Annotated in this window: 11 protein-coding genes and 1 pseudogene; 7 read left to right on the top strand and 5 right to left on the bottom strand. The window is 69.5% G+C overall.

The window, feature by feature from the left end; genetic code table 11:
• From DFR74_RS34785 to DFR74_RS34775, 3 genes are all read right to left on the bottom strand, one after another.
• The coding region (locus DFR74_RS34785) for a helicase HerA domain-containing protein (RefSeq protein WP_113975427.1) at positions 1-1,598 on the bottom strand (1,598 nt) is incomplete at its 3' end.
• Positions 1,595-2,608 carry a TRM11 family SAM-dependent methyltransferase gene (locus DFR74_RS34780; RefSeq protein ID WP_113975426.1) on the bottom strand — a complete coding sequence of 338 codons (1,014 nt, stop codon included), beginning with the start codon at positions 2,606-2,608 and terminating at the stop codon, positions 1,595-1,597. The genes DFR74_RS34780 and DFR74_RS34785, both read right to left, overlap by 4 nt.
• 49 nt (positions 2,609-2,657) lie before the next feature.
• Positions 2,658-3,302: a hypothetical protein gene (locus DFR74_RS34775; protein ID WP_147266042.1), complete on the bottom strand. Its 645-nt coding sequence runs from the start codon at positions 3,300-3,302 to the stop codon at positions 2,658-2,660.
• Between the two features lie 476 nt (positions 3,303-3,778).
• Between DFR74_RS34775 and DFR74_RS34770 the strand changes: the two genes are divergently transcribed.
• Both DFR74_RS34770 and DFR74_RS34765 read left to right on the top strand, forming a co-directional pair.
• A complete protein-coding gene (locus tag DFR74_RS34770; RefSeq protein WP_147266041.1) occupies positions 3,779-4,705 on the top strand; it encodes a hypothetical protein in 927 nt (308 codons plus the stop codon).
• A complete protein-coding gene (locus DFR74_RS34765) occupies positions 4,702-5,103 on the top strand; it encodes a pilin (protein ID WP_232331954.1) in 402 nt (133 codons plus the stop codon). Before DFR74_RS34770 ends, DFR74_RS34765 begins: the two co-directional genes overlap by 4 nt.
• 133 nt (positions 5,104-5,236) lie before the next feature.
• Here DFR74_RS34765 and DFR74_RS34760 read toward each other — a convergent pair whose 3' ends face one another.
• Entirely contained in the window at positions 5,237-5,458 is a 222-nt protein-coding gene (locus DFR74_RS34760) for a hypothetical protein (protein WP_147266040.1), read from the bottom strand.
• 10 nt (positions 5,459-5,468) lie between these two features.
• Between DFR74_RS34760 and DFR74_RS36470 the strand changes: the two genes are divergently transcribed.
• From DFR74_RS36470 to DFR74_RS34745, 4 genes are all read left to right on the top strand, one after another.
• Positions 5,469-6,989: a hypothetical protein gene (locus DFR74_RS36470; protein ID WP_170160858.1), complete on the top strand. Its 1,521-nt coding sequence runs from the start codon at positions 5,469-5,471 to the stop codon at positions 6,987-6,989.
• Positions 6,986-9,922, top strand: a complete 2,937-nt coding sequence (locus tag DFR74_RS34755) for a PrgI family protein (protein ID WP_067514674.1) — start codon at positions 6,986-6,988, stop codon at positions 9,920-9,922. Before DFR74_RS36470 ends, DFR74_RS34755 begins: the two co-directional genes overlap by 4 nt.
• A gap of 461 nt (positions 9,923-10,383) precedes the next feature.
• On the top strand, positions 10,384-10,653 hold the full coding sequence (locus DFR74_RS34750; RefSeq protein WP_411720598.1) for a hypothetical protein: 270 nt from the start codon (positions 10,384-10,386) through the stop codon (positions 10,651-10,653).
• A 109-nt stretch (positions 10,654-10,762) separates the two neighbouring features.
• Positions 10,763-12,163, top strand: a complete 1,401-nt coding sequence (locus DFR74_RS34745; protein ID WP_147266039.1) for a site-specific integrase — start codon at positions 10,763-10,765, stop codon at positions 12,161-12,163.
• A gap of 14 nt (positions 12,164-12,177) precedes the next feature.
• Here the strand turns inward: DFR74_RS34745 and DFR74_RS34740 are convergent.
• A pseudogene (locus tag DFR74_RS34740) lies at positions 12,178-12,585 on the bottom strand (transposase); the annotation flags it as partial.
• 2 nt (positions 12,586-12,587) lie between these two features.
• Here DFR74_RS34740 and DFR74_RS38195 point away from each other — a divergent pair.
• The gene (locus DFR74_RS38195) at positions 12,588-12,776 is read left to right on the top strand and encodes an HAD family hydrolase (protein ID WP_113975428.1); all 189 of its coding nucleotides are present in this window, start codon (positions 12,588-12,590) and stop codon (positions 12,774-12,776) included.
• Positions 12,777-13,063: the final 287 nt, after the last annotated feature.

The following is a 13,063-nucleotide window of genomic DNA, read 5'->3' as shown; positions in this document are numbered from 1 at the left end:
TGAAAGATCCGGTGGAAGACGGTGACGAGGTTGTCGACCGCGAGATCCATCCCGGCGCGCCCGATCCGGCCGATATCGAGCGGATTCACACACGGAGGCGCACTGGATGCGTCGGCGTCGAAGAGCACCACCCGCTCACCCATCCGCGACGGCAGCCGCGACAAGACGTCGGTGACGAGGTCGCCCTTGGGGTCGATCACGATCACCCCGCGCCCGGCCTCGGCGTCATCGAGGATCGTGCGCGCCAGCAACGTGGATTTGCCGACGCCGGTGGGGCCGAGGATGTGCAGGTGATGGCGGGCGTCGGAGACCTTGAGGGCGACGGGACGGCGAGTGCCGGTGTCGGACATCCCCAACGGTTTCGTGTGTTCTCCACCGACCGGGATCTCCGGGGCCGGAGACAGGGCGCGGGCCCCGGCGCGCTGTAGGCCGGGTAGTCCGTCGTCGGTGGGCAGATGGGCGATCGTGGCCAGCTCGGGCACCGACAGCACGTCCCCCCGCCCGAGGCGCCGCTGCCGGATCAACCGCTGAAGGCGCAAGGGGCGGCGGCGACGCCGGTAGTAGTTGTGATCGGTGCAGGCCCCGAACGTCGTAGCGAGAGCATCGGCGCGCCCGCGCGCCACGGCCCGTGCTTCGGCGGGCGAGTCGATCTCGTCCGGGTCGGTGCGGATTGGGATAGAGGCGGCATATCGGACGACCGTCTCCCAGTGCGCTCCACGGGCTTTGGCCGCTGCCGCTCGGGCGGCGGCGCTGTATTCGAGGGAGGTCTGGCGGTCGGTGCCCCGGCCGGTTCCCGCGCCGGTGGCGGTACGGGTGGCGCGGGCGCTGCTCGATCCAGGAGTGAGAAGGTCGAGGGCCTCGCGCAGCAGTCCCGCAGCGACACCGGTTCGTATGCGGGTGCTCGCCGCGGAGCGGGTGGCGCGGGCGACGCGGCGGCCGGTGACCGGGCGGGCGAGGATCTGCACGCACACGGCGTGGCCGGGGCCCAGGTCGTCGGCGGCGGTGATCAGCTGGCGCACCAGATCACCGGAGTGATCGGTGCTCAGCGGGAGGCCCTCGTGGCGCCCGAGACGCAGCTCGCCTCCTGCCACGACCCGTCGTACGCCTTTCACCGGGGTCGGGAGTGGGGGTCGGGCGGGTTCGAGGGTGTCGGTGTGCGCGCCGGGCCAGGCCGAGGCGACGGCCCGCTCGATGAGTCCGGGTGGGATCGCGCCGGGCACCCAGAGCCGGATCGCGGCCCCCTCCTCGGGGGTGACGGTGTACTCGAACCCGAGATGCGGTTGCCCCAGCAGCGTTCTCGCCCACGCGGGGCGGAGCTGCCCGATGAGGTGGGCCCAGAAGGTGAGTGCGCCTTTGGCGTCGACTTCGGGTGGGGTGAGCACGGTGATCTGGCGAGCACGCGCGCTCAGCCGGCCTCGCCGCCACCGGCGCGCGAGTCCTACCGCGGCGAGGACCGCGACACCGGCCGCGACGACGAGCAGCCCCTCGGTGGAGGTGAAGGTGTGGTGCAGCGTCTCGGCGAGGTGGCCCACGGCCCGGCCGGGCGCGAGGAGCGCCCGGCCGAGCCACCCCTGCTTGGGGTCGTGTGCGGTGGTCACGCGGCCACCGACCCCGCACCGGTGATCTCGGTGTTCGGCAGTGTCGCCGCGCTGCCGAACGGGAACCGGCCTGCCGCGTGGCGGCGTTCGGCCGTCTCGGTGGCTTCGGGCTTGCGCAGGATGATGACGTCCTCGTGCGCGATCAGGTGCATCGGCAGCCCGGCCGCGCGCTGTTTGACGATGAAGTCGCGCTGAAAGAACGAGCTGCGGGCGACGAGCTGCCCCTCGGTGAGGCGCCCGAGTAGCGCCACGCATCGCTCCACCGGCACGAGTCCGGCCAGCTCGCCGCAGGTGTAGAGGTGGGCGGGCAGCGGCACGAGTTCGGCGTGCTGACGCCACGGCCGCGCGGTGATCACCACATACCCACCGGGAGCGAGGTATTCGGCGGCCCCGGCCAGGATCCGGGTGAACCCCGAGAGCAGGCGGCCGAGGCCGACGTTGGCGAGATTGCCCCGATCCAGAACCGCGCCGTAGCGGTGGTTCTTCTTGCGCACCGGGTCTTTGCGGTTGGCGCGCACGTGCCCGTGCACGCTGTCGCCGTAGGGCGGGGAGGTGATGACCAGGCGCGCCTGACCGCGCAGCTCGGCCGGGACCAGCTCGCTCAGCTTGCGGGCGTCGCCATGGAAGACGTCCGCGGCGAGATCGAACCCGGCCTCGCGGGCGAGGCCGATGTTGGTGCGCGCCAGTTCCGCCCACCGGCCCTCGTACTCCACCCCGACCGCGCGGCGGCCCAGATGCAGGGACTCGACCAGGGTGGTGCCGATCCCGCACATCGGATCCAAGACGAGGTCCCCGGGCCGGGTGTAGGCGTTCACGGCGTGGGCGACGATGGCTGGGAACATCTTGGCCGGGTGGGCGGTGCTGTCGGGGTGATAGCGGCCCCGCCGCTGCGCGGTGGGCGCGGTCTGGGCCGTTGCCCACACCGACACCGGCGCGACGGCCGGGCCGGGCCGCGCGGGGATCGCGGAGTCTACGTCGGTGGGGGCGTCGGCGGTCGGGTCGGCAGTCATGGGGAGGTCCTTCGCGGGAGAGTTCCGGTGGGGCAGAGGGCGTGTGGGTTCAGCCATGGGCGGGCTGGAGGAAGACGAAGACGTCGGTGTGCGCGACGGTGTGGCGCGCGGTGCCCGAGGGAGCCGGGTCGGCGGGCGCGGTGATCTGGTCCCCGGAGATCGGGGCGGCGATGATGTGCTGGAGGTAGAGCAGATCGGCGGCTTGGGCGGCGGCCACGACCGGTCCGGCCGGGTCGAACAAGGTCCCGGAGTCGCTGTGGCGGCAGCGGGAGAGAACGACCAGCAACCCACCCATGGCGAGGACTTCGGTCGCGAGCGCGGTGAGGTGTTCGGCGGCGGCGATCGGGTCGAGGTGATCGGCGAGCAGGCTCGCGATCACCAGATCCACCGGCTCGTCCGGCCACGTCCGGCCGGTGGGGGCATCGAGTCCGTGACGGCCCAGATCACCGATCGTGGACAGGGCGGCGGCGGTGTCGGACTCGATGATCCGCAACGCGCCCCGACCGATGGGGGCGGGCCAGCCCAGCAGCATCACCCGCGCGCCGGGTGCGGAGAATTCGGTGACCGCGTGGACCAGAGCCCGGTCGGGCCAGCGGTCACCGGGATCGAGCGGCTCGGACCCCAGCCCCCACAGGGTCGGGGGGACGCGCACAGCGGCCGAGCTGGAACGGGGTCGGCGGGAACGGGCGGGCATTACGGCCTCCTGAGCGAGAGAGCGGTGTGTACTCGCTTACTTCCGCCAAAAAGCCGAAATCGGGACACGGCCGCCCGATATTTTTTCTGAGAATTTCCCGAGCCGAAAAGTACGCCCCGAGAAGGCGGTCCCGCCCCGGAGGCTCGGAATTATTTCGAAGAATTTTTATACCGGGTTGCTGGCGTGCGGAGTATCCGGTATCCAAGCCTTATCTGAAACATACCCTGTTCATATCTTGGCGCCATCCGCGACTTCACAAGTGCTGTTAGACCTACGTATCCGGGCGGATATCCGGCGACCTGATGGTGCCTGAAGTGGGCGATAGCGAAATATTCGCTACCCCGCCCAGGATATGAATCAGATATGTTTTAGATATGGTTTGGGTGTGGTTTGGATAGCGTTTGGGTGCGTTTCGGATATGGGTGCGAGGTGTCCTTGTGGGGTCGGAAGTTCTCGGCCGAACAAGGAGATCTGTAGTGACGAATTCACGCGCCGTGAAAAATCGCGGATCGGGCGGCAGTGCAGGCTCGCCGCTGGCGGTGGTGTGGGCGGGCTTCGACCGCATCGCCACCGAAACCCTGCCCGCTCACCCGCGCCCGATGCCGACAGCGCAGCCCGTCCCCGCCACCCCGGTGCGGACCTGGGGGCAGTTGCGTGAGCGGTTGTGGGATCCGGAGACCTCCATGGCCGAGGTCGACGCGATCTGGGTGTGGCTGCTGCACCGAGTCCGCGCCGAGGAGCCGGACGCAATGCTCGTCTGCGCCGGGCTGGCCGCGCCGATGCTGTCGCGCACCGCCAGCGCGTGGGTCACGTCGAGCCACGCCGCCCGCCATGACATCGAGTCGGAAATCCTGACCGCGTTCCTGTCCCACCTCCCGCGCGTCGGCCTGGACCAGCCGGGAGTCTGGCACCGGCTGCGCTGGGGTGCCTACCGCGCCGGGCTCGCGGCGGCGATCGGTCAGCGAACCGGTGTCACCGTGGTCGGAGACCTCGACCGCGACCTGGCCGCGCTGGGGGAGCGGGGGCAGGCGATGGCGTCCAGGGTGGGGCATCCGGAGATGGTGCTGGCCCACGCGGTGGCCGCTGGCGTGATCTCCGCCGACGCGGCCGAACTCATCGCCGCCTCGCGGTGGGAGGGCCGGTCGCTGACGGCGTTGGCCGCTGACCGTGGTGTGTCGCTGTGGAAGTTGCGCAAGCAGCGGCCCCGCGCCGAACGCGCTCTACTCGCGTGGCTGACCGACCGCGCCCGCGACGTCGATCCCGAGCGCACCAGCCCGGTCGAGGTCGCGGCGGTCACCGCCCTCGCACCGCCGGATCGGTCACCGCGGCGAGGTCGCCGGCCGGACCGGCACTCGAACACCCACGCAGCGTCGAGCATCGAGCACGGGCAGGTCGCGGCATGAACACCAACCACGGACATCTCAACCACGCCACACCACGGTCGGCTCGCCGCGCCCGGCATCGGCTCGCGGTCGCGGTCGCGGTCGCGGTGATGAGCGTGGCGCTGCTGGTACTGCTCGCCGGATTCGCGTCGGCGGCACCACCGCACACCGAGGTGCTGGCCATCGCCTCGTCGCTGGGTGAGGTGATCGACAACGCCCGCAACTGGTTGGTGGGCATCCTGGCCGGGCTGGCGACGTTGTTCTTGACCATCGCCGGAGCCCGCTATCTGCTCGGCGGCGGCGACCCGGCCGAGATCGAGCGGGCCAAAACCGCGTTCCGCGCCGCGTGCCTGGGATACGCGCTGGCGATGCTGGCACCGGTCGTCGTCGCCGTGCTCAAGTCCATCATCGGAGCCTGACCGTGACCACCCCGGCCCAGGCGCTATCCGCCCCCACCCGGTTCGCACCGGCCGCGCGCATCGCCGCCGCCAGCGCAGCGGCGGTACTCGCCGCGGTCCTGATCGCGTTCACCGGTTCCGGCGGTGCCGCCGCTCAACCCGCCACCCCGACACCTGCCCCGCCGGTGACCACGACACCGGCCACCCCCGCCCCGACGACCACTCCACCGGCCACGACAACCCCGCGCCGGTGGGTGACACCACCGTCCACCACCACCCCGGCCCCGCCCACCACCACCGGGCCCACCACCACACCGGCACCGGCACCCGGATCCGGTGCGGGCGCGGGGTCGGCGGAGTGCGGTGTCACCAACATCAACGGGTGTGTGCAGAACGCGATCGAGGGGTTCTTCCAGCGGCTCGTGGAGTCCTCGCTCAACCCGCTACTCGATCTGCTCTCGGAAACCCTGCTCACCACACCGGACCCGGGACGGATACCCGAGATCGGGGCGTTGTGGAACCAGTCCTGGCAGATCGTGGTGGCCCTCTACGTCCTGGTCGTGATGGCCGCCGGGGTGCTGCTGATGATGCACGAGAGCGTGCAAACCCAATGGTCGATCCGCGAACTCGCACCCCGCCTGGTGATCGGGTTCATCGCCGGGGGCCTGAGCATGATGATCGCCACCGCCGCGATCACCTTCGCCAACGCACTCGCCGGCGCCCTGGCCGGAGACGGTGTCGACTCCGGCTCGGCCGCCGACGCACTGGCCCAACTCGCCCTCACCAGACCCCAGGGCCCGATCATGTTCGTGCTGTTGCAGCTCGCGCTGGCGGTGATGGTGCTCGTGCTGCTCATCTCCTACGTCGTGCGCGTCACGATCACGATCCTGCTGATCGTGGGCGCACCACTGGCCCTGATGTGCCACGCGCTACCCGGCCTCGACGGCATCGCCCGCTGGTGGTGGCGCTCGTTCGCCGCGTGCCTGGCGATCCAGGTCGTGCAATCACTGACCCTGGTCACCGTCCTGCGCGTGCTGCTCACCCCCGGCGGCTGGCACCTGTTCGGCCCCGACGCCAACGAGATCGCCGACCTCACCGTGGCATTGGCGTTGATGTTCGTGTTGATCAAGACCCCGATGTGGCTGCTGTCGGTCCTCAAGATCGGGCAAGGCCGCAGCTTCCTCGGATCGATCGTGCGCGCGTTCATCGCCTACAAAACCCTCGGCCTGCTCAAAGGCGCCACATCGAGCAGAGCCCGCACCGCCACCCCGGCGGCACCGGCCCAGCGGACCCCGCGCCCGGCCCGCGCCCCGCGCGCACCTCGCCCCACAGCCAGCGGCCCGCCCGACCCCTACGCGCGGGCACGCGCCACCCGAGACGGCCAGCTCATGCTGCCCCTGGAAGGAGTCCGCCGGGTACCCCGCCAACCAAGCACCACACCAGCCCAGACGAGCGGCACACCGCCACCCCGGCCCGCCCGGACGCCGAGGGGACGCCAGCTCGCGTTCGACTTCACTCCACCCGACCCGTACCGGGGCATCCGCGCCGGAGCCAACGGTCAATACCCGCTCCCGATCCCTGTGCGCCGGGTCCGCGCAACACCGCCGCCGCCCGAGCCACCGCCGCAGCGTCCCGGCCGCCGCGCAACACCACAACAGCTCGCCTTCGACTTCGCCGAACCCACCCCGCCCGACCCGTACGCGCGTCTTCGGCCCAACCGTGCCGGACAGTACGTGCTGCCGTTCCCCGTCACCCGGGTCAAACCCGCCCCACCGCCACCGAACCCTCCACAACCACCCGCACCGGCCCCGGCGCGTCCGGCGGGACGGCAACTGCACCTGCCCATGCCCGATCTGCCCGTGCGCCGCCGCGCCCCACGTGCCCCGAGAGGAGGAACTCCGCGATGAGCACTATCGTGCGTATCCCCGCCGACGTCGACCGCTCCGACCGGCTGCTGGGCCCCTTCACCGCCCGCCAGCTCGCCGTTCTCGCCACCACTGCCGCCCTGCTGTATTCGACCTGGGCCGCGACTCGCACCCTGCTGCCTCTCCCCGTGTTCGCCGCCGCAGCCGCCCTGGTGTTCGTCGTCGTCGCGGTGGCGGTCCTCACCCGCCGCGACGGCTTGTCGGCCGACTTGTTGCTCGTGGCCGCGATCCGGCATCGCCTCCGGCCGCGTCACCTCGTGAAAACGCCCGTAGAGGCTTCCCCGAGCTGGATCTACCACCGCGCCAACAGGTCCCGCCACCGCTCTCCCGCACCCGGTGAACTGACCGCGCGGGCGGCGCGACTCCCGGAGTCGGTGGTCCCCGCCGGTGGTGGAGGCGCGAATGTGGGGGTGATCGACCTCGGCGCCGACGGCCTCGCCGTCATCGCCGTCGCGGGCACCCTCAACCTCGCGTTGCGGACCCCGGCCGAACAAGACAGCCTCGTCGGCCACCTCGCGGGCTGGCTGCACACCCTGCGCCAACCCGTACAGATCCTCATCCGCTCGGCCCGCCTGGACCTGACCGACCACATCACCGGCCTGCACACCGCCGCCCAGCAGATGTCGGCCGACCTCGCCGCAGCGGCATTGGACCACGCCGACCACCTCACCGAACTGGCTGCCCGCGAGGACCCGGTGCACCGGCAGGTGCTGCTCGTGTGGCGCGAACGCACCGAGACCCTGCCGACCAGCGGGCTGCGTGCCCGGCTACCCGGACAGCGCCGGACCCGGCGCACACTCTCCGGTGGTGCGCGCCGCGCGGCCGAGTCCCGGCTCGTGCGCCGGATGAACGAGGCCGCTGATGTCCTGTCCCCACTGGGGATCTCGGTCACCGCCCTCGACCACGACGCCGCCACCGCCGTGCTCGCCGGCTGCACCAACCCCGAGGGCCTGGTCTCGGCCGCCGCCGACATCACCACCGCCGACACCGTCATCACCACCGAGCCTGATGTCCGAATACCGGACCCGTTCGCCGGGGACGGGCTCGACCGGTTCGCCCCGGAGTCGGTCACCATTAGCACCCGCCACCTCGAGATCGGCTCCGACTGGAGCGCGACCCTCGCGGTCACCGGCTACCCGCGCGAGGTGACGGCCGGCTGGCTCGCACCCCTGCTGTCCCACCCCGGCCGAGTCGAAGTCGCGGTCCACATCGAGCCCGTCGACCCCGCCACCGCCGCCACCCGGCTACGCCGCCAGCAAGCCCGCCTCGAATCGAGCCGGATGCACGATCTGGGCCGGGGCCGCCTGAGCGACCCGCAGGTCGACGTCGCCGTCGAAGACGCCGCCGACCTCTCCGCCCGCGTCGCCCGCGCCGAAGCGCGCTTGTTCCGGGTCGGGGTGTATCTCACCGTGCACGCCGACTCCGAGACAGAACTGGCCGACGAGATCGCCGCCGTCCGCGCGCTCGCGGCGAGCCTGCTCGTGGACACCTGCACCCTGTCCTACCGGGCCACACAAGCCTGGGTGACCACCCTGCCCCTCGGACTCGACCTGATCCGGGTGCAGCGGACCTTCGACACCACCGCCCTCGCCGCGGCATTCCCCTTCGACTCACCCCAACTCCCCGCCGCCGACCCCGCCCAAGCCGACCGCCCGCACGGCGTCCTCTACGGCCGCGACGCCGCCTCCGGCCTGCTGTTCGTGGACCGCTTCGGCCCCGACGCCCACAACCACAACCTCGTCGTACTGGGCCGCTCCGGTGCGGGCAAGTCCTACCTGGTCAAAACCGAGATCCTGCGGTCGCTGTATCGCGGGATCGAACACGTCATCATCGACCCCGAAGACGAATACCGGCGCCTCGCCGAATCCGTCGGCGGCACCCACATCCGCCTCGGCGCACCCGGAATCCGGCTCAACCCCTTCGACCTGGAAATCCACACCCGACCCGACGGACGTCGCAGCGCGCCCACCGATGCCCTCACCCGACGAAAACTCTTCCTCCACACCCTGATCCAGGTGCTGCTGGGAGACCAGTCTCCCGCAGGGCGGTCGGCGCTGGACGCCGCGCTGGCCGCCACCTACGCCGCCGCCGGGATCACCGACGACCCCGCCACCTGGACCAGGCCCGCACCCACTCTGAGCGGACTACGAGACCAACTCACCCGACTCAGTACCCCCGCCGGAGCCGAACTAGCCGCTGGCCTGCACCCCTACGTCGGGGACGGGGCCTACGCCGGACTGATCGACGGGCCGACCACCACCGCCCCCGAGGGCGGCCTGCTGGTCTTCTCCCTGCGAGAGCTTCCCGACGAACTGAAAACCATCGGCACCCTACTCGTCCTGGACGCGACGTGGCGGCAAGTATCGAACCCAGGAGACCGGCGGCCTCGCATGATCACCGTGGACGAAGCATGGCTGCTCCTGCGCCAACCCGCCGGAGCCGCGTTCCTGTTCCGGGCAGCCAAGAGCTTCCGCAAACACTGGGCCGGACTCACCATCGCCACCCAGGACTGCGCGGACGTGCTCTCGACCGAACTAGGGCGCGCGATCGTGTCCAACGCCGCACACCAGATCCTGCTCCGCCAAGCACCCCAGGCCATCGACGAGGTCGCTGCCGCCTTCCACCTCTCCGACGGCGAGCAACAGTTCCTACTCTCCGCGGCACGGGGATCAGGGTTGCTGGCAGTCGGCGGCACCGACCGCGCTGTGTTCGGCTCGCTGGCATCGCCCGCCGAGAACGCGATCATCACCACCGATCCCGGCGAACTCGCTGCCACTACCCACGATGACGATCGCGACGAAATCGAACTCGACGCTCTGCCAACGCTTCCCGCGCTCACCGACCTCCGCCGCACCGAACCAGATACCGACACCGGCAAGGGTGACGAGAGCGTACCCGACAGACCCCCGGCATGACACCCGCCCGGATTCGCCACCACCCGCACCACCGGATTCCCCGCGTCACCGAACGCGCGGACACCACAGCCGTACACCCGGACCCCGCATCCGAACCCCCACGGCACAGGGCCGCGTCGCGCGCCTACCGCGATTTCGTGGCGCGGTCGATGCCACCCCGCCACCGATCCCGAATCGGCGGCGCAGCGGCCCGACACGAGTCACGCCGACCGCTGGGCAGGCACCACACGCCCGCAGTCCAGGCAATCCCCGGCCCCGGCTTGACGACCGCCACCCCACGGAGCGTTCATGGACCCCGCATCCAGACACCACCCCACCGGCAGCGACACGAGAAGGAGGCGAAATCACCGACACGCCAACAGAACTTGACCGCGCGTATCGCCCACGAAACTGTCTCGACCCACGCGCCCTGACTCCCACCCGATACCGCCATCACTCACCACCCTTTGAGAGGAACTTCCGTGACTGACGACGAACCGACCACGCCCGCCACCGCCGTTCACCACGACCAGCGTAGGGACGTGCTCACTCCCGCCCGACTGGTCGACAAACACGGCGAATACGGCCAATACGGCTTCACCCTCGGCACCCTGGCCTACTGGCGGCACATCGGCTACGGCCCAGCCAGTTTCACCCTCGGCCGCCGAGTCTTCTACCGGCGCACCGACGTCGAAAAATGGATCACCGAGCAGGAAGAACGCACCCGGCGCGGCGGCACCGCCGCCGCCTGACTCGACTCCACCCCCGACAACGAAGTCGGCCCCCGCCGGATTGCCCCGCTGTTCACAGCAGCGGGCGACGGAGGCCAACACCAACTACCCCCTCCAGAGGAATAGAGGCATGAACCAGAATAGACGAGGCCGCCCAGAACTCGACCCCGGTACCATCCCCGAACCGAACCTCAAACCCCACCCGAGCGAGCCTGGTGTGTGGATCGCCTCGGGACGGCCCCGCGATTGGAACGGCAACTACCGCCGCATCTTTCGCTCCTCCCCACCCGACACCGACAGCCGGGGCCGCGCCAAAGCCGACCGCACCGGCGAACGCGCCCGCCGCGCCTACTTCGACGCCGCCCAGGAATGGATCGACGCCTCCGCGACACTGGCCACCACCCTCACCAAACGCTCCACCCTCGCCCAAGTCTGGGCCGCCTACAAAGACGACCTCCGCAAACGCGGACGGCTCGAAGAGACGATCAACAACTACGAACCCGTGATGCGCGACACCGTGCTCCCCAAATACGGCAACCGCGAGATCGGACTCACCAACACCGCCGTCATCGAGGACATGCTCGACCACGTCGCCCGCGAACGCGGCGGCAGCGGACCCCGCATCCTGAAAGAAAACATCCTCTCGGGCATGTTCCGATTCGCCATCCGCGTCGGCGCACTCCCCCCAGGCAACCCCGTCCGCGATGCCCTGCTGCCGAAACCGGCCAACTTCACCCGCCGCCGTGGCGGTGCCGCGTTCATCGACTCCGCCACCGTCCAGCGCTTCCTGATCGACGTCTACACCTCCACCGCACCCTGCCCCACCCTCGATGCCCGTGCGGGCAAACAGGCCCGGAAACACCGGGTACCCACCGTCGCCCATTACTGCGACACCCAGGACGTCGCCGACTGGATCTTGTTCGTCGCCGCGACCGGATGGCGGCTCGGCCAGTCCCTGGGCGTACGCGAATCCGACATCGACTTCACCACCGGCATCCTCACCCCACGCGGCGCGGTCCGCACCCGAGGCGGTTCCGCCCAAGTCTGGATCGACTACACCACCGACGACGCCGACGATCTCAACGACCACAAGTTCATCAGCAAATCCGTCCAACTCCCACCCGTCGTGCTCGACATGCTCGCCGCCCGGATACGCCGATCCAAGAAGATCCGGCTCGCGCTGCCACCGCGACCCGACGACGCCGACTGGCCCGCCGACCTACTGTTCTTCGATCTGGACGACGGCGGCACCCGCAACCTCAAAAGCATGGGCCGACGCTGGCGACGCGTAGCCACAGCACTCGGGCTACCCGACGGAGTTACACCACACAGCCTGCGCAAACACCTCGGCACCGAAGGCATCTCAGCCGGACTCGACGTCACCAAAATCGCCGACCAACTCGGCAACACCTCCCGGGTACTACGAAACTCCTACGTACGACGCCACCAACCCCACCCCGACGTCACCGCCCTCATCGGCAACGCACTCGCACCAGCCCTTGATGAAGTCGCGCGCCGCCGCTCCAGCTAGTTCAAATGCTAGGGCAATCCGTACGCCGACAGGTCGCGGACTGGCGCATCGCGCTCCCGACTGGTTGGAGTGTGCATGCCGAGGATTTCGCGGCAGCCCTCAGTGTTGACACCGGTCGCGACCAGGCGTGGACGTTGACCACGCGCCAGTTCTCGCGGACTTTCAACACCAGGGCGTCTGCGGCGAGGAACGTGTAGGCGGGCCTTGGTCGAGCGGGCGGGTGCGGAACGCTTCGACCTGGACGTCGAGGTCGGCGGCCATGATCGACACCTGAGATTCGACAACCCGGTGACCCCGAAGGACTCGACGAGCTTCTCCATCCGCCGGGTCGACACTCCGAGCAGGTAGCAGGTCGCGACCACGCTGGTGAGGGCTCGCTCGGCGCGTTTGCGGCGTTTGAGCAGCCAGTCCGGGAAGTTGCTATCTGCTGAACGCCGCGACCGCCGCCCTTAACGTTTCAGCTACAAGATGTGTTTTCGTAGGTGACTCCGCTACCGATATCGAAGCCTCACGTTTAGCGGGCATCCCAGTCAATGTATTCGCTAACAAGCTCGAGAAGGTCAGTCGGTTCATCGCTCTCACGCCAGCCACCCTGGTAACCAGCATATTCTAGCTTGACCCTGCATCACCGTCTGATTTAGCTTAGGTTACCCGCCAGCGGCTCGCCGCACCCGTGAAGCAGTGTGTAGATCATCAGTCGAACCAGAACTGTCCGCACACGATCACTTCGAGATTCATTGCTCTTATGGATATTTGAAAGGTTCTCCCCAAGCGTCAGAAGGAAGCGGTCCACAACCAGCAAAAACTAGTACTCCAGCCGGACTTTGTGATCGATGATGCTGCTGGTCAGCGGGCTGGACGTGGAGTGGCCACCGCGTGATCATGTTGTGTTTGTGTGTG

The sequence above is a fragment of the Nocardia puris genome, assembly GCF_003315035.1.
GTDB classification, from domain to species: Bacteria; Actinomycetota; Actinomycetes; order Mycobacteriales; family Mycobacteriaceae; genus Nocardia; species Nocardia puris.
The sequence above is the reverse complement of the archived record's forward strand: the minus strand, read 5'-3'. Positions and strand labels throughout refer to the sequence as shown.

Bases quoted from the DNA above. Each gene is read 5' to 3' on its own strand.
- DFR74_RS34780 (WP_113975426.1), bottom strand. From the start codon at position 2,608: ATGACTGCCGACCCGACCGCCGACGCCCCCACCGACGTAGACTCCGCG.
- DFR74_RS34775 (WP_147266042.1), bottom strand. From the start codon at position 3,302: ATGCCCGCCCGTTCCCGCCGACCCCGTTCCAGCTCGGCCGCTGTGCGC.
- DFR74_RS34765 (WP_232331954.1), top strand. From the start codon at position 4,702: ATGAACACCAACCACGGACATCTCAACCACGCCACACCACGGTCGGCT.
- DFR74_RS34755 (WP_067514674.1), top strand. From the start codon at position 6,986: ATGAGCACTATCGTGCGTATCCCCGCCGACGTCGACCGCTCCGACCGG.
- DFR74_RS34745 (WP_147266039.1), top strand. From the start codon at position 10,763: ATGAACCAGAATAGACGAGGCCGCCCAGAACTCGACCCCGGTACCATC.
- DFR74_RS34760 (WP_147266040.1), bottom strand. From the start codon at position 5,458: ATGTTGGTGACACCGCACTCCGCCGACCCCGCGCCCGCACCGGATCCG.